This window comes from Devosia sp. Z11_6 (assembly GCF_058133665.1).
In genome coordinates this window covers 130,416-154,831 of record NZ_JBYUNQ010000007.1, presented here as the reverse complement: position 1 = coordinate 154,831, position 24,416 = coordinate 130,416, and the positions used below count along the sequence as shown (strand labels likewise).

21 protein-coding genes are annotated in these 24,416 nt (G+C 64.7%); 17 read left to right on the top strand and 4 right to left on the bottom strand.

The window, feature by feature from the left end; genetic code table 11:
* The 3 genes from AC3YMN_RS17450 to AC3YMN_RS17440 all read right to left on the bottom strand — a co-directional run.
* Positions 1–1,394: tripartite tricarboxylate transporter permease (locus tag AC3YMN_RS17450; RefSeq protein ID WP_489891002.1), on the bottom strand; the 1,394-nt coding region annotated here is incomplete at its 3' end.
* 2 nt (positions 1,395–1,396) lie between these two features.
* Entirely contained in the window at positions 1,397–1,858 is a 462-nt protein-coding gene (locus AC3YMN_RS17445; protein ID WP_489891001.1) for a tripartite tricarboxylate transporter TctB family protein, read from the bottom strand.
* A 129-nt stretch (positions 1,859–1,987) separates the two neighbouring features.
* Entirely contained in the window at positions 1,988–2,776 is a 789-nt protein-coding gene (locus AC3YMN_RS17440) for a helix-turn-helix domain-containing protein (protein WP_489891000.1), read from the bottom strand.
* A 251-nt stretch (positions 2,777–3,027) separates the two neighbouring features.
* Here AC3YMN_RS17440 and AC3YMN_RS17435 point away from each other — a divergent pair, with 251 nt between their 5' ends.
* Complete coding sequence (locus tag AC3YMN_RS17435) at positions 3,028–4,041, top strand: NAD(P)H-quinone oxidoreductase (protein WP_489890999.1); 1,014 nt, start codon at positions 3,028–3,030, stop codon at positions 4,039–4,041.
* A 10-nt stretch (positions 4,042–4,051) separates the two neighbouring features.
* Here the strand turns inward: AC3YMN_RS17435 and AC3YMN_RS17430 are convergent, their stop codons facing one another.
* Entirely contained in the window at positions 4,052–4,810 is a 759-nt protein-coding gene (locus AC3YMN_RS17430; protein WP_489890998.1) for an IclR family transcriptional regulator domain-containing protein, read from the bottom strand.
* 110 nt (positions 4,811–4,920) lie between these two features.
* Between AC3YMN_RS17430 and AC3YMN_RS17425 the strand changes: the two genes are divergently transcribed.
* The 16 genes from AC3YMN_RS17425 to AC3YMN_RS17350 all read left to right on the top strand — a co-directional run bounded on the left by AC3YMN_RS17425 (position 4,921) and on the right by AC3YMN_RS17350 (position 24,341).
* Positions 4,921–5,643 carry a 3-oxoacid CoA-transferase subunit A gene (locus tag AC3YMN_RS17425; RefSeq protein ID WP_489890997.1) on the top strand — a complete coding sequence of 241 codons (723 nt, stop codon included), beginning with the start codon at positions 4,921–4,923 and terminating at the stop codon, positions 5,641–5,643.
* Positions 5,640–6,317 (top strand): 3-oxoacid CoA-transferase subunit B, encoded by a 678-nt coding sequence (locus AC3YMN_RS17420; protein ID WP_489890996.1) that lies wholly within the window; start codon positions 5,640–5,642, stop codon positions 6,315–6,317. The genes AC3YMN_RS17425 and AC3YMN_RS17420 overlap by 4 nt, the downstream gene beginning before the upstream one ends.
* Entirely contained in the window at positions 6,314–7,516 is a 1,203-nt protein-coding gene (gene pcaF / locus AC3YMN_RS17415) for a 3-oxoadipyl-CoA thiolase (protein ID WP_489890995.1), read from the top strand. The genes AC3YMN_RS17420 and pcaF overlap by 4 nt, the downstream gene beginning before the upstream one ends.
* Before the next feature lie 177 nt (positions 7,517–7,693).
* Positions 7,694–8,059, top strand: a complete 366-nt coding sequence (locus AC3YMN_RS17410) for a DUF6481 family protein (RefSeq protein WP_127755134.1) — start codon at positions 7,694–7,696, stop codon at positions 8,057–8,059.
* 300 nt (positions 8,060–8,359) lie between these two features.
* A complete protein-coding gene (locus tag AC3YMN_RS17405) occupies positions 8,360–10,633 on the top strand; it encodes a glycosyltransferase (protein ID WP_489890994.1) in 2,274 nt (757 codons plus the stop codon).
* A gap of 2 nt (positions 10,634–10,635) precedes the next feature.
* A complete protein-coding gene (locus AC3YMN_RS17400) occupies positions 10,636–11,283 on the top strand; it encodes a hypothetical protein (protein ID WP_489890993.1) in 648 nt (215 codons plus the stop codon).
* Positions 11,284–11,498: 215 nt separating this feature from the next.
* Positions 11,499–11,900, top strand: a complete 402-nt coding sequence (locus tag AC3YMN_RS17395) for a hypothetical protein (RefSeq protein WP_127751850.1) — start codon at positions 11,499–11,501, stop codon at positions 11,898–11,900.
* A 316-nt stretch (positions 11,901–12,216) separates the two neighbouring features.
* Positions 12,217–13,569 (top strand): hypothetical protein, encoded by a 1,353-nt coding sequence (locus AC3YMN_RS17390; RefSeq protein WP_489890992.1) that lies wholly within the window; start codon positions 12,217–12,219, stop codon positions 13,567–13,569.
* Complete coding sequence (locus tag AC3YMN_RS17385) at positions 13,566–17,738, top strand: VWA domain-containing protein (protein ID WP_489890991.1); 4,173 nt, start codon at positions 13,566–13,568, stop codon at positions 17,736–17,738. The genes AC3YMN_RS17390 and AC3YMN_RS17385 overlap by 4 nt, the downstream gene beginning before the upstream one ends.
* A complete protein-coding gene (locus tag AC3YMN_RS17380; RefSeq protein WP_489890990.1) occupies positions 17,735–18,760 on the top strand; it encodes an AAA family ATPase in 1,026 nt (341 codons plus the stop codon). Before AC3YMN_RS17385 ends, AC3YMN_RS17380 begins: the two co-directional genes overlap by 4 nt.
* Positions 18,757–19,635, top strand: a complete 879-nt coding sequence (locus AC3YMN_RS17375) for a DUF58 domain-containing protein (protein WP_489890989.1) — start codon at positions 18,757–18,759, stop codon at positions 19,633–19,635. Before AC3YMN_RS17380 ends, AC3YMN_RS17375 begins: the two co-directional genes overlap by 4 nt.
* Before the next feature lie 145 nt (positions 19,636–19,780).
* Positions 19,781–21,124, top strand: a complete 1,344-nt coding sequence (locus AC3YMN_RS17370; protein ID WP_489890988.1) for a M20/M25/M40 family metallo-hydrolase — start codon at positions 19,781–19,783, stop codon at positions 21,122–21,124.
* A 95-nt stretch (positions 21,125–21,219) separates the two neighbouring features.
* A complete protein-coding gene (locus AC3YMN_RS17365) occupies positions 21,220–21,663 on the top strand; it encodes a hypothetical protein (protein WP_127751854.1) in 444 nt (147 codons plus the stop codon).
* A 20-nt stretch (positions 21,664–21,683) separates the two neighbouring features.
* Positions 21,684–22,244, top strand: coding sequence for a redoxin family protein (locus AC3YMN_RS17360; RefSeq protein WP_489890987.1), 561 nt, complete (start codon positions 21,684–21,686; stop codon positions 22,242–22,244).
* Positions 22,245–22,344: 100 nt separating this feature from the next.
* Complete coding sequence (locus tag AC3YMN_RS17355; RefSeq protein WP_489890985.1) at positions 22,345–23,055, top strand: ABC transporter ATP-binding protein; 711 nt, start codon at positions 22,345–22,347, stop codon at positions 23,053–23,055.
* Positions 23,052–24,341 (top strand): FtsX-like permease family protein, encoded by a 1,290-nt coding sequence (locus AC3YMN_RS17350; RefSeq protein ID WP_172122320.1) that lies wholly within the window; start codon positions 23,052–23,054, stop codon positions 24,339–24,341. Before AC3YMN_RS17355 ends, AC3YMN_RS17350 begins: the two co-directional genes overlap by 4 nt.
* The last annotated feature ends 75 nt before the right edge of the window (positions 24,342–24,416 follow it).

Sequence of the window (24,416 nt, the reverse complement as noted above, 5' to 3'; positions counted from 1 at the left end):
AGGAACACCATTGGATCGCCGCGCGACAAGGTCATGGCGCGCCGGAAATTCTCCTCGAACATGGGCCCCAGAATGAAGCCGAGGATGAAAAGGGCCGGGTTGCACCCTGCCGCCTTGAGCAGGTAGCCAAGGGCACCAAAGAACACGAGCGAATAGATGTCAAAGCTCGATGAGCCCATGGTGAACACGCCCACGCAGGCAAAGGCGAGCACGAACACATAAAGCCAGTGATAGGGCACGCGTAGCAGCCGCACCCAGAGCCCGATCAGGGGCAGGTTGAGGATCACGAGAAGCAGATTGCCGACCCACATCGAAACGATCAGCCCCCAGAACAGCTGGGGATGGTCACCCATCATGCGCGGGCCTGGCTGCACGCCATGGATCATGAAAGCCCCCAGCATCAGCGCCATGGTCGGGCTGCCCGGAATGCCGAGCAGCAGCGTGGGAATAAAGGCGGTCTGGGACGCCGCATTGTTGGCCGATTCCGGCCCGGCAACGCCCTCGACGGCGCCTTTGCCGAACTGCTCGGGATGCTTGGAAACACTGCGCTCGACCATATAGGCGGTGAACGAGCTCATGGCCAAGCCAGCCCCCGGCAGCACGCCCAGCAGCGCGCCCATGCCGGTGCCGCGCAGCGCCGCTGGCCAGGAACGCCGGAAGTCCTCACGGCTCGGCCAAAGCCGGCCAATATTCCGCGAGGACACTGCGTCGCCCTGCGGCGCGCCGATATTGCCGATGATCTCGGCAACGGCGAACAGTCCCACTGCCAGCACGGCGAAATCTATGCCATCGCGCAGTTCGGGAATGCCAAAGGTGAACCGGAACATGCCGGTCGACACGTCCGAGCCAACCGAACCGAAGGCCATCCCCAGCAGGGCCACCCCGACGCCCTTGACCACGCCACCCCGCGTCATCGCCGCGGTGCTGAGCAGGGCGACGAAAACCAGGGCTGCATATTCTGCCGCGCCAAAGCGCATGGCGATGAGGGCCAATGGCGGCCCGGCGAGCGCGATCAGCAAGGTGCCGATGGTGCCGGCAAAAAACGAGCCCAGCGCCGCTACCGCTAAAGCCGCCCCGGCACGGCCCTGTCGCGCCATCTGGTGGCCGTCGATGCAGGTCACCGCCGAAGACGCTTCCCCCGGCAAGTTAACGAGGATGGACGTGGTGGAGCCACCATAGGCCGCACCATAAAAGATGCCGGCCAGCATGATGATCGAGGCTTCGGGCGTGAGCCCGAAGGTAAGCGGCAACAGCAGTGAGATGGTGATGATCGGTCCAACGCCGGGCAGCACGCCGATAGCCGTTCCGAGGGTCACCCCCAGGAGGCAATACATCAGGTTGATCGGGGTTACGGCGACCTGGAGCCCAAGGGCCAGCGAAGCAAAGAGATCCATGCTCAGAACCTCCAGGCCACGAGGCGGAACGGGATGCCAAGGCCATAATAGAAGATGGCGACGATCAGCACTGCCACGACAACCAGAACGGCGAGCATCTCAAGCCGCCGCCCGCCACTTTCGGCAAACCAGCTGATGCACACCAGCGCCGTCAGCGCCGGCAGCAATCCAAGGGGACCCACCAGCAGACCAAAGGCCAACACTGCCGCCAGGATCACCAGCAGTGGGCGCATCTCGGAGGGGGGGAAGGCGGAAACAAAGGCCTGTCCAGCCCGCCGTGCTGCCGCCGTTTGCACCAGTTGGGCCACCCCCATGATCAACAGGCCGCACCCGGCAAGCACCGGCATGGCGCCCGACCCCAGGGCCGAGAAGGTGCCAAAGCCATAGCCCCATCCCACCACCGTGGCGATCGCGCCAAAGACCAGGAAGATCAGTGCGGCAAGAAGGTCGGCATGTATTGTCATGGTGGGAAGTCCAAATGGCAGGAAAGTCAGAAACGGCGCGCGAGCACCGACCGAGTCAACGCAGCGACCCTTGCTAGAGCATGTCGATCGAACAATGCTGCCCCGCGCAGATTCCGCTGCGCGGAACGGCTAGCCACGATGCACGGTGAGCCGTTCCACCTCGGCATTGATGCCTTCGGCAGCGCGCTTGAGCGCGGCGACGGAATCATCGCGTGAGCCAAATGCATTGGTCGCTGTGCGGAAATAGGTCAGGCCGATGCTCGCCTGTACCCCACCCCGTCCCATGATCGGCACCGCCACCGTGTCGGAGGTGCGCGGTTCGGCCCCCGGATCGCGCATGGCATAGCCGCGATCACGGATGGTGCGAACCATGCGCCGAACCTTGTCGGGATCCCGATCTGAAGGGGTCTCCAACTCCGGCGCCGCGGAAGTTTCGGCCAGCAGTTCCTCGATCCTGGCATCGCTGCAGGCGGCGAGGAAAGCGCGGCCCAAGGCGCGGGTAAAGAGGCTCAGCCGCATATTGATGGTGGCGTGAAAGGGCGAGATCGGGCTGTCATGCACCGTGGAATAGCGCACGATCACGGCGTTACGGTCAAACACCGCAATGGCAACCGGCCATTTGAAGCGCGCGCTGAGCTCCATTGCCCAGGCGCGCCCGGCCTCTACCACCAGCGGGTCGCCGTGGAAGCCGCTGCTGAGGGAGGTAACGAGGGAGGTGATCTGGTAGCCTGCCTGGCGCCGGTCATTGCTGACAAAGCCATTGCCCACAAGGGTCTTGAGCAGGCGCACCAAGGTTGGCTTCGGCAGCCCGGTGGTTTGATGCAGCGACAGAATGGTGGAGTGCGGCTCCCGGTTCATGGCCTGCAGAATGGCCAGCACCCGGCTTGCCGCCCGCACCTCGTCGTCACGCTCCCGCATCCACCCCTCCGTTCCGCCTGCCGGAACTCACTCAAAGCGGATTTGTCGCTGCCGCGCAAGGGTGGATAGGTGGCCGCGATTGGCCGGATAACTGTCCACCGGCAACGACAAAAAACCGTATACAAGCCGGCGGGGTCATTGCCGGCATCGGTCGGTCCCTTGATCAGTGCGGTTCGGCGGCGTTTTGCCCGGCGCTCCGCCATGAGCCCGCGGGCGGGTGATCCCTTCCACCAGTACAGGAGCAAGCCAGCTTGCGCATTGTTGAAATTACCCGTCCTGGCGGGCCCGAAGTGCTGCAGATCGTTGAAGGTCCGGTGCCGGTGCCTGGCCGGGGTGAAGTCCTCTTGCAGGTGCTTGCCGCGAGCGTCAACCGCCCCGACATCCAGCAGCGCCGTGGGCTTTATCCGCCGCCGCCGGGTGTCACCAATATTCCCGGCCTCGACGCTGCAGGTCGGATCGCGGCGGTGGGCGAGGGCGTCTCGGGCCTTGCGATTGGCGACGCAGTTTGCGCCCTCACCAATGGTGGGGCTTATGCCGATCAGGTTGTCGTGCCGGCTGTGCAATGTATGCCGGTTCCTGCGGGCTTCAGCTTCATCGAGGCGGCTTCGCTGCCCGAAGCTCTGTTCACCGCCTGGAACAACATCATCTGGTTGGGCCGGCTGGGCGAAGCAGAAACGCTGCTGGTTCAGGGCGGCTCCAGCGGCGTTGGGATGGCGGGTATTCAAATCGCCAAGCTGCTGCGGCAGGCCAGGGTATTTGCAACCGCCAGCACCGCTGAAAAGCGGGATGCCTGCACCCAACTGGGGGCGGATGCCGTGTTCGACTATCGCGAGGATTGGGCCGGCGCCATTCGCCGCCATGCTGGCAAACATTGCCTCGATGTTGCGCTTGACGCTCAGGCCGGCCCCAATGTGCAAGTGCAACTCGATCTCATGGCGCCCGACGGGCGGCTGGTCTTCATCGCCAGTCACCAGGGCCCCACCGCCGAGGTCAATATCCGCGATCTGGTGCGGCGGCGGCTGACGCTCACAGGATCCACCCTTCGCCCGCGCCCGCCAGCCTATAAGGGAAAGATCGCGCAGGCACTCGTCGCCCAGGTTTGGCCGCTTCTTGAAACCGGCCGCATGACCACCCGCATCCATTCGGTGTTTCCGCTCACCCAGGTCCAGCAGGCTCACGCGGTGCTGGATGCCAACGAGCAGTTGGGAAAGGTAGTATTGTCCTTGGACGAGGAACAGGCCCGAGACGTTCCGGGGCGCGCCTAAGGGGAATAGGTCAGCGCAACATTGTCCTGAGCTCTGCCTGAACGGACTGCATGCCCGCAAGATAGAGCTCAGGCAGGGCCTCGATTGAAGCTTGGCTGGCCGAAACGCCCACATTGATGGCCGCCACTGTCTGCCCTCGCGAGGTAATCACCGGAACGGCGATCGAGCGCAAGCCGAGCTCAACCTCCTGGTCGATCAAGGCAAATCCCTGGGCCCGCACCCGGCCCAGTTCTGCCAGGATATCCTGGCTCCGGGTCCGCGTGTAACGCGTGCGCGGCGGCAGTGGTCCAGCCAAGCGGGCCGCCGCTTGGCTTTCCGGCAGGGCTGCGAGCATGACGCGGCCCATCGAGGTGCAAAAGGCGGGTAAGCGGGAGCCGGGCATCAAGGCAATCGACATCACTTTCCGCTGCGCCGCCCGCGCCACGTAGACGATCTCGTCACCATCAAGGATCGACGCCGAAGAGCTTTCCCCCAGTTGCTCGGACAGCTGGTCGAGCAGCGGCTGCACCAGCTGTGGCAGCGGCATTGTCGCGAGACAGGCCGTTCCCAGACGCAGCACCCGCGGGGTCAGGGTGAAGTATTTTCCATCGTAATCGGCATAGCCCAGCTGCGCCAGGGTCAGGAGGCATCGCCGCGCGGCGGCGCGATCGAGCCCCGAAGCGGCGGAGACCTCGGCAATGGACTGGCGGGGGCGCTCGGCGGTGAAGGTTTCGATCGCCGCTAGCCCCTTGGCCAACCCGCCCATCATGTCGCGCTGCAATACAGCCACGGTCACCTGTCCGTTGTGCGATATGTCAACAAAAAACAGATATCGCACAATTCACATTGCCGGCCAACCCACCATTTGGGTATCCCAGCGCAACAGCAAAGGGGTTGCTCATGGACAAGACGGTCGCCGATCTGCCTGCTGCATTGGCAGGCATCCAATCGGGCATGACACTGATGATCGGCGGTTTTGGTGGCTCGGGCGCTCCAATAGAGCTCATCCATGCGCTGATCGATCAGTTCGGGCAGACGGGTAGCCCGAACAACCTGACGGTGGTCAACAACAATGCGGGCAATGGCCGCATCGGCATCGCCGCAATGATCGACGCCGGCATGGTCGCCAAGATGGTGTGCTCGTTCCCCCGCTCCGCCGATCCGCGCGCCTTCACCGAGAAATACCTGGCCGGCGAGATCGAGCTGGAATTGGTGCCGCAAGGCACGCTGGCCGAGCGCATCCGAGCCGGCGGCGCTGGTATCCCGGCCTTTTACACCCCGACCAGTTTTGGCACCGACCTTGCAGAGGGCAAGCCGATCGGGGAGTTCGATGGCCGCAGTTATGTGCAGGAACGTTGGCTCAAGGCCGACGCAGCGTTGATCAAGGCGGAGCTGGCGGATCGCCACGGCAATCTGACCTACCGCAAAGCGGGGCGCAATTTCTCGCCGTTGATGGCCTCTGCCGCAGCACTCACCATCGTCCAGGCCAGGCGTGTAGTCGAGCCCGGTGAGATCGATCCCGAGCAGGTGATTACCCCGGGCCTCTTTGTCGACCGGATCATCGAAATCGCGGATGCACAACAGGAAGAAGCGCTGATGCGCGCCGGAGTAGCCTACGCATGACCCCCAAGCTCTCCAACGCCCAGATCGCCTGGCGCGCCGCGCAGGACATCCAGGACGCCTCCTATGTCAATCTGGGTATCGGTTTTCCCGAAATGGTCGCCAAGTTCCAGCCGCCGGGGCGCGAGGCCATCTTCCACACCGAGAACGGGATTTTGAACTTCGGTGAGAGCCCCGCCGCGGGCGAAGAAGACTGGGACCTGATCAATGCAGGCAAGAAAGCTGTGACGCTCAAGCCCGGAGCCGCGTTTTTCCACCACGCCGACAGCTTCGCCATGGTGCGCGGCGGGCACTTGGATGTTGCGATCCTGGGCGCCTACGAAGTTGCCGAAAATGGCGATCTTGCCAATTGGAGCACCGGTCCCAGGGGCGTGCCGGCAGTGGGCGGGGCAATGGATCTGGTGCACGGCGCCAAACGGGTCGCGGTGATTACCGACCATGTCACCCGGGATGGCCGTCCCAAGCTGGTCAAGCGCTGCAGCCTGCCGCTGACCGGGGTGGGCTGCGTTACCCGGGTCTACTCGAGCCTGGCCGTGATCGACATCGACGCGCGCGGCTTTGTGTTGCGCGAAAAGCTTGCCGGGGTGAGCCTTGAGGAACTGCAGGCGCTCACCGGGGCCGAACTGATCATCGAGGGCGACATCTCCCACCTCACCGCTCCGGAGGACCTGAAATGACCGACGCTTTCATCTGCGCCTATAAGCGCACCCCGATCGGGCGCTTCGGCGGCGCCTTGTCGTCCGTGCGTCCCGACGATTTGGGAGCGGTGCCGCTCCGGGCATTCATGGCCCAATTTTCGCAACTCGATTGGGAAGCGGTTGACGACGTGATCTTCGGCAACGCCAACCAGGCCGGCGAAGACAATCGCAATGTGGCGCGCATGAGCCTCTTATTGGCCGGTCTGCCAGTGGGCATCACCGGCACGACCATCAACCGCTTGTGCGGCTCGGGGATGGATGCGGTGATCACCGCCGCCCGCGCTATCCGGGCGGGAGAGGCGGAGTTGCTGATCGCGGGCGGAACCGAATCGATGAGCCGCGCGCCTTTCGTCATCCCAAAGGCCGAGACAGCGTTTTCGCGTCATGCCGAGATCCACGACACCACGATCGGCTGGCGCTTCGTCAACCCCGAGATGGAAGCGCTTTATGGGGTCGATTCCATGCCCCAGACGGGCGAGAATGTCGCGCGTGACTATGCCATCACGCGCGAGGCGCAGGACGCCTTTGCCTTGCGCAGCCAGGAAAACGCCTTGCGCGCCCAGGCCAATGGCCGCTTGGCGCTCGAAATTGTACCAGTCGCCATCGCGCAGAAAAAGGGGGAGCCCCTCAGCGTTGCCACTGACGAGCATCCCCGCGCCGGCTCCAGCCTCGAAACGCTGGGCAAGCTGCGCCCGCTGTTTGCCGGCGGCACCGTGACGGCCGGCAATGCCTCGGGCGTTAATGACGGCGCCGCGGCGCTGATCATCGCCAGCGAAGCGGCCGCCGCTCGGCACGGCTTGACCCCGATTGCGCGGATTTTGGGTGGAGCCACGGCTGGCGTGCCACCCCGCATCATGGGCATGGGTCCGGTGCCGGCGACCCAAAAGCTCTGCGCCCGCTTGGGACTGGCCCCCGCCGATTTCGACCATATCGAGCTGAACGAAGCCTTTGCCAGCCAAGCCATCGCAGTGCTGCGGCAGTTGGGCATTCCCGAGGACGCCCCGCAGGTAAATGCCAATGGTGGCGCGATTGCGCTTGGACATCCGCTGGGCATGAGCGGGGCGCGCATCGCGGGAACCGCGGCGCTGGAACTTTCGCGCGGCGGCAAAAAGCGGGCTCTCGCTACAATGTGCATCGGGGTTGGCCAGGGGATTGCGGTGGCCTTGGAAGCAGTCTGAAGCACTGAGTGCCGGTCGGGCAACGCTGGGGCTTGGAGGTTTTCCCAAACCCCGGTTTGGCGCTGACCCGTTTGCACTCAAAAAAAGCGACACTGTGCACCGGGCAAATTGCACCACATCGCCCGCTTTTCGTTTATCAAGGCGCCATTATCGCCAACGACCTTGTTAGGAAAGCCCGTGAAGAATGAAAGAGAGAATTTTGCCAAGCGCCGGGAGACCGCATTGGAAGCCAAAAAGCAGCTCCTTGAGCGGGTGAAATCTGCCCCCAAGCCCGATCAGGCCGAGCTCGATCGCAAGCGGGCGGAAAAGGAAGCCGCCGCAGTGGCCCGTGAGGCCCGGGAGGCCGAAAAGCTGCGCCTCAAGCAAGCCGAAGCGGAGCGCAAAGCGGCTGAACAGGCAGCTGCCGCCCAATCCCAAGCCGAAGCGAGCCTGAATACCGAGGCCGACGCGGCCGCGACTGCGGCGGCCAAGGAAGCCGAAGCGGCTGAACGCAAAGCTGAGCGGGATCGACGTTATGCTGCGCGCAAGGCCCGCCAGCGCTAGGTTGTAGGGCATCTGGGTGGGTCCCACGTGATGGGACCAGCCCGGCAACCCTGTTCCCGGTGCGCCTAAGCCATGCCGCATCGAGGATGCGCTGCGCGCATCCTCGCGGCCGTGGCCGCTGCAGGTGGCAGATGTGAAATATTGCCACAAACTAGCCGTTGCAATCGCACCATTGCTGATTGGTGATTAACTCAAAGCGCCGCGGTCATCTTAGAGGTCCGTTGTGGCGCCGTGCTTGAGACAAGATATCCCTGAGGAGTTCGGCGAGCCGCCGGTGGTTCGACGGCAAGGATATCACCCATGCTCTCGCTGGTTCTTCCTGTCCGCAACTGGCCCACCGAACGGATAGAGGCCTGCATCGACAGCTTTGCCGCGCTTGATGCGCCCTTTTTGACCGAAATTCTGGTGATCGATTTCGGCTCGGATGAGCCGATTGTTCTCCGGGACACCATCGCGCCGCTAGCCAGCGTGGTTCGGCTCGAGGCCGAGGTGTGGAGTTGTGGCGAAGCCATCAATGCCGGCGTTCTGCTGGCGGCCAACGACGTTATCGCCAAGGCGGATTCCGACATGCTGATCTCGGCGAGCAGCAAGGGGGAACTCGAGCGCCTGGTCACCGAAGCTGCCGCGGGGCGGCTGGGGGTCGGCATCGCCCAGGCGACCGACTTGCACCAAAGCTATTCCGTCAGCGATGCCTTGGCACTGGTACTCGAGGGCAGACGCCCGAACGGCCGCTTGCGCGCCAAATGGGGGCAGGGTGGCCTCGTCGTCTTCTCCCGTTCCACCTGGCAGGAGATCGGCGGCGTCGATTCCCGCTTCACGGGCTGGGGCAATGAGGACAACGATTTCGCCGAACGAGTGCGCCGTTCCGGCCGCACCCTGCACTGGGCCAATCCACAAGCGCTGCAAATCTTCCACGTCTGGCACGCACCCTCGACGGGCATGAACGGCATCCTCAAGCTGCGTCAAACCAACCAGAAAATCGCTCATACCGACAAGAGCGTGCTGCGCTCGATGCTCTTTCCCCATTCCAACTTCGCCGAACTCGCGGCTCCAGAGGTCCTCAAGGGCAGTACGCCTTTGGTGACTCTCGGTATCGCCACCACCGAGCGCCCCAATCATTTGCGCATGATCCGGGAAGCCATCGACAGCTTCCGCGGCCAGATCGACGAAGACTTCGAAATCCTCGTGATCGACAATGGCTCCACTCCAGAGGCAGTGGGGGAATTGCGCAGGTCCCTGGACAAGATCGCCTGGGCCGGGGGGCTACTTCGCCTCGAGTCCACTGAGATCGCCTCCATTCCCGGCGCGCGCAACCTCATCACCCAAGGCGCCCGCGGGCGTTATATTTGCGTCGTCGATGATGACGACATTGCCCTGCCCAACCGCCTGGGCGATCACCTGCGCAATTTCGAGCGCAATGGGCAAATCCATGGTTCGCACGGGGGCTGGATCGATTTCGACGAGAGCACGGGCGTGATCGAGCGCAACAGCGGCAAGCAGCGTACTGCGGCGACCTTGTTGCGGGGCACCGGCAAGATTACCGCCCATCCCGCCAGCTTCTATCGCCGGGATGTGCTGCAGGCGCTTCCCTATGATGAGGCTTTCTCTTTGGGCTCCGATCTCGATCTTGCCCTGCGCATGGCGGTGATGGGCTTTGAGATCGGCCATACCGGCAGCTTCGTAACCCTGCGGCGTTATCATTCAAGTAACGTCACAGTAACGGGCACGGCGCGGCAAGCATCAAATGGGCAAACGGCGCGCGCTAGGGTGGTAAACACCTACGGCTGGAACAAAAATGAAGGTCTGGCGCAGAAAGCCAAAGAAAGCGACAACGAAGTTTACTGTCGCAACCAGCTGTCGATCGATACTCTGGCCGAGCTGATTCCAGGCTATGTCGGGCAGTGGCAAATCTATGTCCCGATCTCTGCCTTCACCGGTGATGGCGCAACCGCCGCGGCGACGCTTGGCCCAGCCGGAGCTTCGGCAAAGGCCGTGCCGGACGCTGCGGGTGGGGCCGGGGAGGATCAGCCGTCCAGTGGGCGCTTCAAGGTCAATGGCGGCTTGCTTGAAGCGGTCTTTGCCGTGTCTGCGGGTGATCTGTGTACCAGACGAGCGGGTCTTAACCAGCCCATCTACTTTCGCTCGGCACCGGTGCGGGGGCTCAAACGGGCGAGAAAGCTCAAGGGCGAGATGGAGACGTTACTGCATCTTCCCTGCCATCTTACTTCCGTTCGGCAAGGGGAGCTCGACCGTGAGGTTCCCTTCAACTGGAAGGACCTGGCGGTCAAGGCGGGCGAGCGAGTGCTCAGGTCCGAAGAGTTCAACGATCTTTCCACCCTCATGGCCTGCCTCAATATGGTGAATGGGCGCTCGGCGATGGGGCAAACCCTGCGGATCGTTTCCGACTACAACGAGCGGGGGCAAGTCTACTGCCTCGTTTCACCGCCGATCAAAGGCTATGATGAAATCCGCCAGTTCAAGTTCGGCCTTGAGCAGCAAACCGGCCTCCTTTTCCATCAGATTGCCTCCAACGGGGAACTCAGCGAGCTTACGCTTGGGTCCAAGGGGCACTGATCATGAAGTTCGAGGCCAGCTACGATCCCGTTCTCGGTGAAACCCGCGTGGAGCTTGCGAGCAACTGCTATACCGATGCTTTGCCCATGTTGCCGGTGATCATCTTTCGGCAGCAGGACATCGACCTCAAGCCCCAGAGCCTACCTCTGGCGGTAGCAATATTAACGGCACGCTATTGTGGTGAAGTCTTCGAGTTTGCTGGCACAAGGATCGGTGTGGACTATGCGGATGCGATCCGGATGGTGTTGCGCGAGGGGGCCAACATCAACAATGTGGATGGTCATTTCCGCACCATATCCACCGGAGAGGTCGATGTTGTTTGCGAGAAGGCCCGGGGCGACCGGGGCACGCCCGTCGTGCCGCGCTTACCCGACACGGTTCCTTTGACGCGGCTGGACTGGTCGGGCGATTTCGTTTTCCCTGAAACCCGCAGCTCAGCGCCGCATGCCTTTGGCCAAGTCCATACCAACGCAGAGTTTTTCGCCGACCAGACCCGGGTATCGATAGCGCTCGGCCTGCTGTACGGCCGTGACCGGGTCCGCAATCTCTACGTGGAAGGACCGGCTGAGGATGGTCTTAGCGAACTCGGTGGGATTGGGGCAGCGCTCGCAACAGTGGCGGTGGACTTGTGCCTGCTGGACGCCGCTTGAATGTCCCGAAATGGCACAATCGGCTCGATTTACTGCAAAACGGGCGCAAAGTTATCCGACGGCAAAGACGAATGCCGCGCGATTCGACAGTCCTAATCGCATTTTCGTGTCTAAGATTGTTACGAAACAACTAACGGGCGGGCCACTACTGCGGGCGTATCTTTGAACCAAGCTTGGGGCGGCACATTGAGTTCGGGACTTCAAAGGAGCCTGAAATGAAACGATCTGATCTTCGAAAACTGACCATCGCGATCGCGTCAGCGACGATGATGGCCAGCGTTGCCGCGCCTGCGATTGCCTATGACGTGGAGCCAGGGCTGTATCTGCAGGCGGTGCAGAATTTTGTCGAGGCCGGAGACGACCAGGATGCACTGAGGCTATTGGTCCGGCTGCAGGCCATCGGCGTGACCGACATTGCCTTCAACGGGCAGATTGTCAGCGTTGAAGACTTGGCTGCATTGATCGTGGAAGGATCATTCCGGTCCCGCGAAGTTTTCCGGGAAATCGTCCGGAGCGTTCTGCTTGGCGGGGGCGCCAGTTTCGTGGCCGGAACCACCGTTGTCGCGGCCGTTGACTCCGATCAGTTCAATGGATTTCCGATTGGGTCGACCGGCTGAATTACTGGCGTTTACTTGCTAATACTGGCGCGGGATGGCAGTGGAAGCGTGTGACGAGCGCCGCTGTTCCCGCGCCTTTTGCTGTCACGCAGGGCCCGTTCCGCCTTTTAGCCACAAAGATGAACGGGTTCTGAACGGGGTGACCGGCTGCTTGGATCACCCCAGGTGAGACTAAAGTCGTATATGCGGCTGGGCGTGCAGTTGATCGGATCACCGGCAAGGTCGGGGATGTGCACCGGCCCAAGCGTGGTTTGCCCAGTTCTTGAGTTTGTCGCGGCTGAACTCTGACCTACTGCCTGTATCCGCTTCGGCCAGCATGGCCCGATTGCTGGAACAATTGCGCCATCGCTGGCGCCTGCTGCGCTTGGTCGAGGCGGGGCTTTATGCGCTCGCATTCGGCTTTGCCGTATTTACCTGTTCTGCCTGGACGCTGACTGCCGGCAATCCTGGTGCCGCAATCGCGCTGGGGCTGGGTGCGGGGCTGCTGGGTTTTGCCATTCTCGCCCCCATGATCACCGCGAAGGCGCCCGCGCCGGTGCGGCTGGCGATGGTAACCGACGATCGCTATGCGCTGGCCGAAAAGCTCGCCAGTGCGCTTGAAGTGGTGCCCGGGCCACAGGCCGGACCAGTGGGTGAGGCCTTGTTGCTCGATGCCGGGCAGGCGGCCGAGCGGGCCGACCCGGCGCAAGTGGCCCCGTGGTTCACCAAACGGATGGGTTGGGCCATGGCAGCGCCGCTGCTCGCCGTGACCTTGGCCCTTGCCGTCCATTGGCTCGGTGCCGTGCCGGTGGCAGGGGACCGCGAGCGGTTGAGCGTTCCGGCGCAAGCCCAGGTGAGTGGCAGCGACATTGCCGCCGCCGCCGAGTTGATCGCGGCCGATGCCGAACGGCGCGACGATCCCGAACTGGCCGCAGTCGCTGCGGAGATGCAGGCCCTTGCTGATGGGCTCGACGAGGCCGGGCCCGACGCGGCCGAGATCGGTGAACTCGCCAAGCAGTTGGACCGGGCCGGCAATCGTTATGGCAATCCGCTCCATGATTGGCCGCCCTTTGAGGGCGACGAAACCGGCTTGGCTGACCGCATGGCCGCCGCCCGCTCGGCCGGCGCCGACAACAATGCCGGCAATCCCGGCCCGGGCGCGGGCGGCAATGGCGGCGCAGGGCAGCCTGGGGACGAAACGGCGGCGCCCGAGGGCGATGTGGCGCAGGTCAAGCCCAGTACGCTGCCGGCATCGGGAGACGAAGGCGAGGGTCTCGGCATTGCCCCGCCATCCAACCAGCAGCAAAGCTCGGGCATGGGCGAGGAGGAGGGCTTTGATGACAGTGCTCCCCAGCCCTCGGCCGAGGGCGCTGCAGAGGGGGCGGGGGAAGCCGAAAGCAACATGGCCGGCACCGGTGAGGGTCCGGCTGCCAATGCCTCGGCGCCAAGCCTGCCGCCGCCGGCCGGGTTTGCCGAAAGCCAGACGCTGGCCGCGCGAACAACCATTGATGCCGAACGGGTGCGCAGCAGCGAAACCACCGAGGCACGCCAAAGCCGGGTCAACGACACTGTCGCGCAGCGGCAATGGCCGCGCCAGGACGCCATGCCCGTGGTGCGGCAAGCCGTTCCCCCAAGCGCCGCGCCGGCCGTGAAGCGCTTGTTCAGCCGCGACGAGCAGATCGCGCCATGAGTTTGCTGGCCCCATTCATGTTGGGTCTGCTGGCATTGGGTATCCTGATCGCGCTGTTGCATGTGTGCCGCCGTCGTCCGGTGACGGTGCCGGGACTGATGATCTGGAAGCAGATCGACATGGCGCCGACCGGCATGCGGGCGCTGTGGCAATGGCCGCGTCCAAGCCTCCTGCTGCTGCTGCAATTGCTGGCGCTGGTGCTGATCGTGCTGGCGCTCAGCCTGCCATTCTGGGGCGCCAACCGCGAGGTCAGGCATTGGATCTATGTGCTCGACAATTCCGCCAGCATGGGCGCGAGCAACGGCACTGCGACGCGCCGCGCGGAGGCCGAAGCGCTCGTTCGCGCGCATGCCGAGGGGGATGGCGACCTGGCGCGCTATTCGCTGATCATTGCCGGCAACAGCGCCCGCCCCGAACTGGCGCGGCAGGCCATGTTGCCAAGCCTCCTCGCCGGTGCCCTGGCGCGGGTTGCGCCCGAGGAGGGCGCCGCGGATTGGCCCGGCGCGCGCGCCCTGGTGGAAACACTTCATCGCCCCGACGAGATCACCCAGGTGATCGTGGTGTCCGATGCGCCGCCCGCCGATTTCCTGGTCGCCAACGACAGCTTGCGGCTGGCGCTGGTGCCGGTCGGAGCGCCTGCGGCCAATGCCGGTGTGCGGGCGGCGCTGGCCCCCCCGTCGGCCGGCCAGAAGGAGTGGACCCTTGCCGGTGAAGTGACCTTCTCGGATCGCATGGACCGAACGGTCGTGACAGTCGAGTTCCAGCCGCAGGGTGGCGAGCGGCAAACCCTTTTGAGTTTCGAGCAGGGCGCGGCGGGGGCGTTTACCCAGAGCCTGGCCGTGCCGGGCGCCGGCATTGTTTCGGTGCAACTGGCGCCGGATGCAGCGGGTTTCGACGATCGGGTGGATTTTGTGGTCAATGCTGCCCCCTCCGAACGAACCGTTCTGTATGTGGGGCCGGGCGAGCAACCCTTGGCGCAGGCGCTCGCGGCGATCGATGGCGTCACGGTAACCGAAGCGGCGAGTCTTCCCGCTGACGCCGACCGTTTTGACCTGGTGCTGATCGATGGGGTGGCGGTCGAGGAAGCACCCGCCACCAATCTGGTGTGGATCGGTGCGGCGCATCAGGCGGGGGAAGTGACGAAGGCCCTGCCTGCCGCAGCGGTGACGGGCTGGCGCGATGATCACCCCCTGTCGCGCGCCATGGGGTGGCAAAGCCTCGTTTTCGCGGCGGCTTATCGCCAGCCGGCGCCGGCCGATGTCGAGATCATCGCCTGGGCCGGGGACGCGCCGCTGGTGACGCTGGCCCGGCGGCCCGAAGGCTATGACCTCCGGCTGGGCTTTGATCCCGCGGCGAGCAGCTGGGCCGGCCAGCCGGCGCTGGCGGTTCTCGCGGTCAATCTGATGGAACTGCTCGGGCCGCTGCCGGGAGCCGTGGTGGAGCCGCATTGCGAGATTGGGGTGGTGTGCCCGCTCGATGTGCGCCTCGCCGGCGGAACAATGCGGCGGCTAGACGGGGGACCGGGCGCGGCCACTGCGCTGGCGGGGCGGTTTGTGCCGGACCGGGCGGGGCTGTATCAGCTGGAGCGGGAGGGTCGGAGCGCCCTTGTGGCGGTGCCGCCGCCCGTGGGGGCGGAAAGCCTGATCGCCACCGCTGGCGCAGCCACTGCCGTGCCGGGTCGCCCCGTGGCGCTGTGGCCCTGGCTGATCGGCGCGGCCCTGGCCGTGCTGCTGATCGAGGCGGTTCTGGCGGGGCGCGGCGAGGAGCGCTTTGCCACCCGGGAGCTCTTGAGCCGTGGCGCGACCAGCCGGCGCCGCCGTCTCGTATTGGGCATGCGCCTGCTGACGCTGGCCCTCGCGCTCGGGGCCTGGTTCAACCTGCCGCTCTGGATCTATCGAGCCGACCAAGCTGTGGTGGCCATTATCGGCCCGGAAGCCGCACCGGTGGCTGGGGCCGAAACCCTCGTGCTGGCCGAGCAGCCGCGACTATCGAGCGGGGAGATGGCGCCAAGGGGAGGCTTTAGCGGCTCCGGGACCGCAGCGCTGCAACTGGCGGCGGCACTGCTGCCGCCCGACCGGCCGGGTCGGATCGTGCTGGGCGCGGATGTGGCGCCCGAGCCCGGGACCGTTGCGGACCTGCTGGGGCGCGGCATCCCCATTGATGCAGTGGCGGGAGGGGAAAGCCGGGAAGGCGATCTTGCGGTCAGTTTGCGCGCGCACGAGCCGGTTTTTGCCGGCGACCGGATCGAGCTTGTGGGGCTGGTGCAGGCGCCGGCACCGGTTGAGGCCGAGATCGTGGTCAGAGATAACGAGGGCGAGATCTGGCGGGACAATGTTGCTCTCACCACCGGGAGCAACCGCGTCACCGTGCCGGTCTCGGTGCAGGCGGCGGGGTTGACGCCCTATCGGATGGAGGTTGTGGCGGCAGGTGACCCCGAGCCGCGCAACAATGTGGCGGGCACCGTTGTTTCGGCGCTGCCGCCGGGGCGAATTGCCGTGCTGGCGGGGCAAGCAGGGCAGGGCGCCGCGTTTGCTGCCATGCTCGCGGACCAGGGCTTTGACGCCGAACTTGTGCCGGCCGCGGAGACGCCCGAAACGCTGGATGGCTGGCTCGATTATGCCGGGATCGTCCTCATGAACCTGCCGGCGATCGACTTGACCATCGCCCGGCAGGAACTGATCCAGACCGCGGTTGCCGATCATGGGCGAGGGCTGCTGATCCTGGGCGGGCCCAACAGCTTCGGGCCGGGCGGCTATCTGGAAACCCCGCTCGATGCGATGTCGCCGATTTCCGCGCGGGTGCCGCGCGACAAGCCGGGCGTCGCCATGGTGTTCGTGCTCGACCGCTCCAGCAGCATGAAGCAGCCGGTGGGGCCACTGACCCGGCTCGATGTCGCCAAGCAAGCCACGCTGGCGGCAATCGAGCTGCTGAGCCCGGAAAGCCAGGTGGCGGTGGTGACCTTTGACTCGGGCGCCCGCCTGACCGTGCCGATGTCGGACGTGGCCGACATGGACTTCATCGCCCGCTCGGTCAATCAGGTGAGCCTGGGGGGCGGCACGGCGCTATATCGCGGGCTAGTCACCGCTTACCAGCAATTGCGCGATGTGACCGCTTCGGCCCGCCACATCGTGGTGATGACCGACGGGGAAAGCCAGCCGGCCGATTACGATACGCTGATGGAGGCGATTGGGGAGGCCGATATTACGGTGTCCTCGGTAGCCATCGGCGCAGGCTCGGAGCGCGAGCTGATCGAAATGCTGGCGCGCGAAGGGGGCGGGCTGTTCCACGCCACCAGTGATTTTGCCGCGCTCCCCTCCATCCTGTCGCAGGAAGCCATGTTGCTGGCCGGCGAGCCGCTCGAGGAGCGGCCGGCACAACCCTATTGGCTGGATCGGGACGCGCAGTTCCTCCTGGGGATGGACGAGGACTTCCCGCCCATCGAAGGCTTTGTGCTGGCCACGCCCAAGCCGGAGGCAACAACCCACGCGATGGTTGAGGATCAATTCGGCGAGCCGGTGCCGCTGCTGGCCTCCTGGCAATATGGCGCCGGGCAGGTGCTGGCCATGACCACCGATGCGGCGGGCGACTGGACCCGGACCTGGCAAGGAAGCAATGACTATCCCCGCGTCTTCACCCAGGCGCTGCGCAGCTTTTTGCCCGCTACCGAGCCCCCGGGGCTGCGCTTGAGCGCGAGCCGGCAGGGCGACGTGGTGCACTTGCGGCTGACTGAGGCGGGCAATGCGTCGGAGCCGGTGCTTGAAGCTGTGGCGCCCGATGGCAGCAGAACCGTGGTGCCATTGCACCGGGCCGGGGAAGGTTTGTTCGGCGGCAGTTTCGTGGCCAGCGGGCCCGGCGCCTACCAGTTTGTGGTTCATGCGGGGGAGGCGGAGGCACAAACCGCGCTTTATCTCGATTATCCCGCCCGACTCGATCCGCTGCGGCGCCCCGAAGGCGCGGCGGCGCTGGTTGCCGCCACGGGCGGGCGGCACTACGCTGCTGGCGCGGCGCTCGAATTGCCCCCGGCCGGGCGCTGGTCGCTCGATCCGGCCGGGCCGCTTTGGCTCGGGCTGGCGCTCCTCGTGTTCATTGCGGACTTGGTGGTTCGCTATTCCGATCTTTTCACCCGTCTGGTCCGCCCCCGGCGGACCGCCGCAGAGGAGCCGATATGACAGTTCTTTCCCCCACGCGCCCCGCCCCGATGCCGGCCGACCGCGACGGGCTCGACGCGCTGCTGGCGGCGCTGCGGGCGGCGCGCAGCGAGATCGGTTATTCGGTGCTGGGCCAGGAAGCAATTGTCGAGCAATTGCTGATCGGGCTGATCGCGGGCGGGCATGTGTTGCTGGAAGGCCCGCCCGGCGCGGGCAAGACGCTGCTGGTCAAGACGCTGGCGGAGGTCACGGGTCTGAGTTTTTCGCGGGTGCAGTTCACGCCCGACCTGATGCCGGCCGATATCACGGGATCGCTGGTGCTGACGCCCGAAGCGGACGGGCGCAATGTGCTCAAATTCCAGCCGGGGCCGATCTTTACCCAATTGCTCTTGGCCGACGAAATCAACCGCGCCACCCCGCGCACCCAATCGGCGCTGCTTGAAGCCATGCAGGAGCGCACGGTGAGCGCAGCCGGCACCAGCATGCCGCTGCCCCAGCCCTTTTGCGTGCTCGCGACGCAAAACCCGATCGAGATGGAGGGCACCTATGCCCTGCCTGAAGCGCAGATCGATCGGTTCATGTTCCGCATCGATGTGGGCTATCCCAGCGCCGAAACGCTGGCCGCGATTTTGCAGGCCACCACGGGCGCCGAGCAGCCGGTGGCGCGACAGGTGCTGACCCCCGAGCAGATCCTGGCGCTGCAGGCAAGTGTGCGCACCGTGCCCATTGCCGAACATGTGCGCCGGTCGGTGGCGCTGTTTGCGCTGGCGACCCAGCCTTCGGCGCCGGGGGCAAGCGCCGAAGTGCAGCGCTTTATCCGCTTTGGGCTGAGCCCGCGCGGCGCGCAGGCGCTGGTGCTGGCGGCCAAGGCGCATGCCTTGCTGGCAGGGCGCTTCAACGTGGCCTTTGATGATCTGCGCGCCGTGCTGCTGCCAGCGCTACGGCACCGGGTGCAACTCAATTTCGAAGGGAGTGCCGAGAACGTGTCGCTGGAGGCGCTGGTGGGCAAGCTTTTTGAGCAAAGCGTGCGGGCGGTCGCGTGAGACCCGATTCGCGCCTGCTCGAGCAATTGGTGGTGGCGCGCTACCGGCTCAACCGGGCGCAGGCTTTGGTGGGGGTGGGCGAGCGGCGCTCGCAGAACAAGGGCGCGGGCATGGAATTTGCCGCCCATCGGCCCTACCGGGAGGGCGACGATGTGCGCAAACTCGATCCGCGGCTGCTGGCGCGACTGGGCGAGCCCTTTGTGCGCGAATATTTCGTGGACCGGCAATTGCCGGTTTATGTGGTGCTCGATGGCTCGGCCTCCATGCTCACGGGTGAGCCGCAGAAATACCGATTCGGCGCTGTTCTGGCGCAAGTCCTGGGCTTCATCGCGCTGGCTTCGGGCGATCGGGTGCAGTTGGGGATAACCGGCGGCAAACGGGTGGATTGGTCGCCCCAGTTGCAGGGGCAGAGCCGGGCCGAGATGCTGTTTGACTGGCTCGGCAAACGCCCCACCGGCGGGCGCACGCCCTTTTCCCAAGCGCTGGCGCAGGCGCGCAGCGAGATGAAGCCGCGTGCCATGGTGGTGCTGGTGGGCGATTTCATGGATGAGGGGGTGGACGCCCAGTTCAAGCTGTTGGCGGGGGCGCGGCACGACATCGTGGCCATCCACCTCGCTTCGCCCCAGGAGATCGACCCAGCAGCGCTGGGTAGCGGGCCGGTGCGGCTCAGCGATGCCGAAAACGGGGAAGCGCTCGACCTGTCGCTCAACCCGGCAGTGCTGGAGCGCTATCGCGCTGCATTCGCGCAGTGGCGGAGCCGGCTGGAACAGACCATTTCACGCGGAGGGGCGGGGCAGTACTTCTTTCTCCCCACAAGCGGGGACATTAATTCCTTTGTTGGCCTTGAACTACGGCGAAGATACGTAATTTCCTGAAAGTACGGCTTGCCAGCTTTAAAATCCCCAAGTTTGATGGGGCAATGAGAAGTTCCTTTGGTTCGGCGAATACGGGCTTGTTATCCCTCTTCCACTCTGCCCGGCCGGATCTTGGGGCTTGGTCAAGGTAGGGAGAATAAAGACTGTGAATTTCATCAGTACAAAGTTTGTATCGGCGGCCGCGCTGGCCGCAGCGATGTTGGCGAGCGGCGCCAGCTTTGCGCAGGAGGCAGCACCAGAAGCTGCCGCTCCCATCGATACCGCAGCCTATGGCGAGGCTGTTGACTCCATCCTGGCCGACCCCAAGTTCGATGCTGCCGTGCAGTATCTCGACGCCAATTACGACCAGATGATCACCGAATTCGAAGAGCTGACCGAGATTCCTTCCGGCCCGTTCATGGAAGAAGCCATTTCCGCCCGCTATGCCGAACTGCTTGAAGCTTCGGGCCTGACCGAGGTCAAGGTCGACGAAGAAGGCAATGCCATCGGCGTGTGGAAGGGCACCGAAAGCGACGGCAAGTTCCTCGTCGTCTCGGCGCACCTTGATACCGTGTTCCCCGAAGGCACCGATGTCACCATCGAGTGGAAGGGCACCGAAGCCCATGCCCCCGGCGTGCGTGACGACAAGATGAGCACGGCCATTATCCTGGCCTATGCCCGCGCCATGAAGGATGCCGGGATCCAGACCAAGGACGATATCCTGTTTGTCGGCACCGTGGGCGAAGAAGGCCCGGGCGACCTGCGCGGCGTGCGCTACCTCTTCAACGAGGGCGAATATGCCGACAAGATCAAGGGCTTCTTTTCGGTTGAAGGCGGCTCGGCCGGCAGCGCCACCGTGGGTGGTACGGGCTCGGTGCGCTATCGCGTGCACTTCAAGGGCCCGGGCGGCCACAGCTTTGGTGCCTTTGGCCTCGTGAACCCGGCCTATGCCCTGGCTGACTTCATGACCTCCTTCTCCCAGATCCAGGTTCCGACCGAGCCCAAGACCACGCACAGCGTCGGCATTCTCACTGGTGGCACTTCGGTCAACTCGATCCCCTTCAGCGTTTCCGCCGATATCGACATGCGCTCCAATGAGCCCGCCGAACTCGACAAGGTGCATGAGCGCATGAAGGTGATCGCCGAACAGGCTGCCGCCAATGAGAACGCCCGCCGTTCCGTGGCCGAAGGCCCGATCACGGTTGAACTCGAGCAGATCGGCCTGCGTCCTGCCGGCAAGACCGCCGAGGACACCGAGATCTTCCAGCTGACCAAGGCGGCCTTCGAAGCCACGATCGGTGACTTCAAGGGCGAAGGCTTTGGTTCGACCGACTCCAACATGCCCATGAGCCTGGGGATTCCTGCGCTCACCATTGGCGCCAATAGCGGCATTGGCGGGCGTGGCCATTCGCTCGACGAATGGCTCGAAACCGCCAAGGACAAGACCCTGCCCAACATGAAGGCCACCCTGGCTGTCGTGCTGGCCAATGCCGGCATGGCTGCAGAGTAAGTCCTAATGGCCCGCCGGCCCCGCCGGCGGGTTTTTTGCTCTTGTGGGAGGCGGTTTTGCACCGCCTCCCACCCGATTTCGAGGAGACAACTGCAATGATCACCCGTCGCGATTTTACCACCGGCCTTGTTGGCCTCGCTGCGCTGCCGCTCCTGACCCTGCCGAGCTTTGCGGCGCCGACCCGCATTCGCATGGGCTCGCTTTATGACTACGACAACGACATGGCCTTTTCCGACCGGGCAGAGGAACTGGCCGGCACCGAAGTCGAGATCCAGGGCTTCATGGCGCCCCACCTCAAGGTGGATTCCGACTTTTTCGTCCTGTCCAACCAGCCCGTTGAATCCTGCCCGTTCTGCGAAAGCGAGGATGACTGGATCGACACCATCATCTTCGTGGTGATGCGCGAACGCCAGGAAGCCATTAATCCCGGCACGCTGATCTGGACCCGGGGCACTCTCGATATCGGCCCGGCAACCGATGAGGCTACCGGGTTTGTCAGCCGCGTGCGCCTGCTCAATGCCGATTTCTACGAGGCCTAGCATAGGCAAGGGCCGGCGGGATGGGTCCGGCAGCAAGCGGACAGACACATTGGCGCAAGCGTCAAGTTATTGCCCTTGCCTTGCTGGTCACCATTGGCACCGGGCTCTGGTGGTTTGGCGCGCAACGGGACAATGCCCCGGGGCTCGCGCTCGGCGCGCCGCTGCCCCCCTTTACCCTCAAGCCCATCGACGGGCTCGCGGGGTCGGGATTTGACGCGGGCGCGCTGCAGGGCCAGGTCACGCTGCTCAATGCCTTTGCCAGCTGGTGCGTGCCCTGCCGGGCCGAGCATCCGCTGCTGGTGGAGCTTGCCGCCGGGGAGGGCGTGGTGCTCGCCGGCATGAACGTCACCGACCTGCCGGAAAACGCCACCGATTTTCTCGCCGAGCTCGGCAATCCCTATGCCTTGGCGGGCGCCGATACCGACAAGTCGGTGGCCAATCGGCTCGGCATGGTGGGGCTGCCCCATAGTTTCGTCATCGATCCGCAGGGGCGGCTATTGCTGAGCCATCCCGGACCGATCAGCCGCAAATTCGTCGATGAACAACTGCCCAGATTGCTGGCCCGGTCGGTTGTTCCCTGAAGCGTCACACGCTGAGCGCACCGGCCAGGCGCAGCAGCGATTGCCAACCTTTCGGGGATGGTGGCTCACCCGGGGGTGAGCGGAGGAGCACCTTGCTGCAATGATCATGCTGGACAATATCTCGGCGCGGTTTGCCGATCGCACCGGCGGGGAAATCGAGGCCCTGCAATCGGTGTCGCTACAGTTCGCGCCAGCCAGGTTCTACGCCATTATCGGCCCGTCCGGGTCGGGCAAGACCACGCTGCTGCACATCATCGCGGCGATCCTGCAGCCCAGCGGTGGCACGATCCGGGTGGGCGATCTGGCACTGGACACGATGAGCGAAGGCAAGCGCGACGCCTGGCGGCGGCACAATTGCGGGCTGATCTTCCAGGATTTCCGGTTGATCGATGAATTGGGCCCGCTCGACAATGTGCTGGTGCCCGCCTGGTTCACCCATCTCAGGACGCCAGCGGCATTGCGCGAACGCGCCGAAGCCTTGCTGGCCCATTTCAACGTGCCGGTGCGCTCGGGCCCGGTGGCAGCCTTGTCGCGCGGCCAGCAACAGCGCGTCGCCATGGCGCGCGCCTTGTTGCTCGAGCCCGGCATTGTGCTGGCCGACGAGCCGACCGCGAGCGTCGACAAGGCCAATGCCGAACTCATCATCGAGGAACTGCATCGCCTGGCCCGCCAGGGCAAAACCGTGATCTGCGTCAGCCATGACGAGCGGGTGGCGCGGCGCGCCGACCAGGTGTTCGAGATCGAGGATGGCCGGTTGCTGGCTGGACCGCGGGTTTATCCAGCCGCCCATAGCGTCGAGGTGCAGCTATGAACCCCTGGCCCATCGTTCTGGCCGCTCTGCTGCGCTATCGCATGACGGTGCTGGCTTTTATCGTGTTGATCGTGGCGGGCACCGCGCTTTCGGTGGCCATCGTGTCCCAGGAGCGGGCGCTGAAATCAGGCAGCGCCCAGGCGGCGGAAAAATTCGATGTGGTGGTTGCCCCGGTCAGCAGCCGCACCGATGCGCTGCTGACCTCGGTTTACCTGCAGCCCGGCTCCTCCCGGCTGCTGTCCCCCGAAATGACCGCGCGGGTGCTCAATGACGAGCGCGCCGCCTTCACTTCGCCGCTGGCCTTCGGCGACAGCTATCAGCGCGCCCCGCTGGTGGGCGCGACGGCGCCGCTGGTTACTCATTTGTCCAACGACGCGCTGCTCGATGGGCGCGTGTTCGAGGCCATCAACGAAGCGGTGGTGGGGGCCTCGGTGCCGTTGCAAATCGGCACCAGCTTCACCCCCGCCCATGGCACCCACGAGGGGGCCGATCTCGACCATGCCGAAGGCCATGATGTCGAGATCACGGTGGTGGGCCGGATGGCAGCGACCGGCTCACCCTGGGACCGCGCCATCGTCGTGCCGGTGGAACTGGTGTGGGACCTGCATGGCCTGTTGCACAGCGAGGGGGAGGAAGTCGGGGGAGCAACCGCCGAGGCCGACCACGAGGGGCACGACCATGCCCATGAAGAGCATGGCCACGAGCACAACGAGCACGCCATTGGCGGGCCGTATCTCGCAGGGGAAACGCCCGGCGTGCCCGCCGCGGTGCTCAAGGCCGCTTCCGTCGCCGACGCTTACCGGCTGCGCCAGGAATACAACACCGACGAGTCCATGGCGTTTTTTCCCGCCGAAGTGCTGATCCAGCTCTACCAGACGCTGGGCGATGTGCGCGAACTGATGACGCTGATGGCCCTGGTCACGCAAGCGCTGGTGATGCTCTCGATCGTGGCGAGCGTGTTGATCCTGTTCCGCCTGCTGATGCCGCAATTTGTGACACTGCGGGCCATCGGAGCGCCAAAACTTTATATTTTCGCCATCGCCTGGGGCTTCATTGCCGTGCTGTTTACCGTCGGCGTCAGCCTTGGGCTGGGCTTTGGCTATCTGCTGTCGCTGGGGCTGAGTGCGATCATCGAGCAGCAGATCGGCATTGCCCTGCGCCCCTCGATCGGGCGCGACGAACTGCTGCTCGCCGGGGCGATCTGGGTGCTCGGGCTGGTGATTGCCCTGTTGCCAGCCTGGCATTTGCAAAGCCGGCCATTGGCGCAGGCGATGAAAGCTTATTGAGACGGCGGGACGGGGCGGGTGGGCTTGCCTGCCCCCCTCGGGCGCGCTAGCACCGCCGGTGCGACCCCAAGATAA

What these genes read in the sequence shown, in the direction of transcription:
- AC3YMN_RS17445 (WP_489891001.1), bottom strand. Translation starts at nt 1,858, where the DNA reads ATGACAATACATGCCGACCTTCTTGCCGCACTGATCTTCCTGGTCTTT.
- AC3YMN_RS17440 (WP_489891000.1), bottom strand. Translation starts at nt 2,776, where the DNA reads ATGCGGGAGCGTGACGACGAGGTGCGGGCGGCAAGCCGGGTGCTGGCC.
- AC3YMN_RS17425 (WP_489890997.1), top strand. Translation starts at nt 4,921, where the DNA reads ATGGACAAGACGGTCGCCGATCTGCCTGCTGCATTGGCAGGCATCCAA.
- AC3YMN_RS17420 (WP_489890996.1), top strand. Translation starts at nt 5,640, where the DNA reads ATGACCCCCAAGCTCTCCAACGCCCAGATCGCCTGGCGCGCCGCGCAG.
- pcaF (WP_489890995.1), top strand. Translation starts at nt 6,314, where the DNA reads ATGACCGACGCTTTCATCTGCGCCTATAAGCGCACCCCGATCGGGCGC.
- AC3YMN_RS17405 (WP_489890994.1), top strand. Translation starts at nt 8,360, where the DNA reads ATGCTCTCGCTGGTTCTTCCTGTCCGCAACTGGCCCACCGAACGGATA.
- AC3YMN_RS17400 (WP_489890993.1), top strand. Translation starts at nt 10,636, where the DNA reads ATGAAGTTCGAGGCCAGCTACGATCCCGTTCTCGGTGAAACCCGCGTG.
- AC3YMN_RS17395 (WP_127751850.1), top strand. Translation starts at nt 11,499, where the DNA reads ATGAAACGATCTGATCTTCGAAAACTGACCATCGCGATCGCGTCAGCG.
- AC3YMN_RS17390 (WP_489890992.1), top strand. Translation starts at nt 12,217, where the DNA reads ATGGCCCGATTGCTGGAACAATTGCGCCATCGCTGGCGCCTGCTGCGC.
- AC3YMN_RS17385 (WP_489890991.1), top strand. Translation starts at nt 13,566, where the DNA reads ATGAGTTTGCTGGCCCCATTCATGTTGGGTCTGCTGGCATTGGGTATC.
- AC3YMN_RS17380 (WP_489890990.1), top strand. Translation starts at nt 17,735, where the DNA reads ATGACAGTTCTTTCCCCCACGCGCCCCGCCCCGATGCCGGCCGACCGC.
- AC3YMN_RS17365 (WP_127751854.1), top strand. Translation starts at nt 21,220, where the DNA reads ATGATCACCCGTCGCGATTTTACCACCGGCCTTGTTGGCCTCGCTGCG.
- AC3YMN_RS17360 (WP_489890987.1), top strand. Translation starts at nt 21,684, where the DNA reads ATGGGTCCGGCAGCAAGCGGACAGACACATTGGCGCAAGCGTCAAGTT.
- AC3YMN_RS17355 (WP_489890985.1), top strand. Translation starts at nt 22,345, where the DNA reads ATGATCATGCTGGACAATATCTCGGCGCGGTTTGCCGATCGCACCGGC.
- AC3YMN_RS17350 (WP_172122320.1), top strand. Translation starts at nt 23,052, where the DNA reads ATGAACCCCTGGCCCATCGTTCTGGCCGCTCTGCTGCGCTATCGCATG.